The organism is Vibrio harveyi NBRC 15634 = ATCC 14126 = KCTC 12724 (assembly GCF_001591145.1).
Classification (GTDB): domain Bacteria; phylum Pseudomonadota; class Gammaproteobacteria; order Enterobacterales; family Vibrionaceae; genus Vibrio; species Vibrio harveyi.
The window spans coordinates 1-703 of the sequence record NZ_BCUF01000160.1 but is presented as its reverse complement, the minus strand read 5'-3'; the positions used below and the strand labels follow the sequence as shown (position 1 = coordinate 703).

General features: G+C 40.0%; 1 protein-coding gene. It reads right to left on the bottom strand.

What is annotated here, in order from left to right; all coding sequences use genetic code 11:
* Positions 1–16 precede the first annotated feature (16 nt).
* Positions 17–622, bottom strand: a complete 606-nt coding sequence (locus tag VHA02S_RS24990; RefSeq protein ID WP_127891280.1) for a hypothetical protein — start codon at positions 620–622, stop codon at positions 17–19.
* Between the last annotated feature and the right edge of the window lie 81 nt (positions 623–703).

The following is a 703-nucleotide window of genomic DNA, read 5'->3' as shown; positions in this document are numbered from 1 at the left end:
GTTTGTTAGAATAAATTTATTTACAGCACTTTTTCCGCTGTTTAGTTGAACCGCAAAAGCACTGATCATTTTTTGAAGTTACTTCTTGCGCTAGTTTTTCAAGCTTTGAATACGCTAGAGCACGTCTAAAGTCGAACTCGTTAGCTACTTGCGCCGTTATTGCTCCAGCACCTGAAAGATGCAAAGCCTCAAATTCTGCCTCAATGTCTAAAACTTGTTGAACAAGCTCATGTTCTTTTATTGCCATATGCTTTATCGGCATACGACCATTTTTGATCAGAACGGAGATTTCAGGGTCTGGTATGAATTTTACTTTTTTTGCATTTAACGCCGATGGCGATACACAGACTAATTTTCCGTCGGGCTTCTGAACAACTACGTGTGCAGTTAGTCTTAGAACAAGATTACCCCAGACTGAAGTTATCCAGCCAAACACCATCGTGCCAGCATTGTTTTCTAAATGCTTTTGAACATTGTTATAGCAATAATTCAATTGAGAGAACGACTCCGGTTGAATTGGCACATCTAAAACGGTTGATAAACCTAACTTAGCGAGAGCACTTGAAGGAATTATTTCTGGTTCGAACGACTTATATTTAGATATCATCTCTGAAGCTTCCAATTTATTCTAACGCCCTGTTAAGGGGTGAGCGACGCAATACCGAAGCTTCCGCAACCACCTTAACCACTAAAACCAACGCAT